This is a genomic window from Neisseria sp. P0021.S007 (assembly GCF_051956855.1).
In genome coordinates this window covers 1-544 of the sequence record NZ_JBQCXA010001029.1, presented here as the reverse complement: position 1 = coordinate 544, position 544 = coordinate 1, and the positions used below count along the sequence as shown (strand labels likewise).

Annotated in this window: 1 pseudogene; it reads right to left on the bottom strand. The window is 51.7% G+C overall.

Annotation, left to right across the window (positions count from 1 at the left end):
- Nucleotides 1-67 precede the first annotated feature (67 nt).
- Nucleotides 68-544: pseudogene (locus ACTHUR_RS17340) on the bottom strand (succinate dehydrogenase/fumarate reductase flavoprotein subunit); the annotation flags it as partial.

Below are 544 nucleotides of genomic sequence, written 5' to 3'. Positions count from 1 at the left end.
GTTCAGTGTGGTGGTGTATTTGATTTTCAGACGACCCCTTGTGATACAGAGGTCGTCTGAAAACGCATCAGTAAACGCGCTTGGCCGGTTCGATGTATGCCACGCTCAAAGGCTTGGTGTGTACCGGTTTGTAGGACAAGGTATTGGTATCTGAATGATACAGCGTATGTTTCATCCAGTTTTCGTCATCGCGCTCAGGATGGTCGTCTGAAGCGTGTGCGCCGCGTGATTCTTTACGCGCTTCGGCAGACACCAAAGTCGCTTTTGCTACTTCAATCAGATTATCCAATTCCAAAGCTTCGATACGCGCAGTATTCCACACTTTGCTCTTGTCTTTGATTTCGGTGCGTTTCACGCGCTCGGCAATCGCCATGATTTCTTGAACGCCTTTGCTCAGAATCTCATCGGTACGGAACACACCGGCGTGCAGTTGTACGGAGCGTTGCAGTTCGCGACGCAGCGCATCAACGTTTTCGCCGCCGGTTTGGTTATCCAAGCGTTCAATACGTTGGCGGGTCAGCTCGCCCGCATCGGCAGGCAAAGG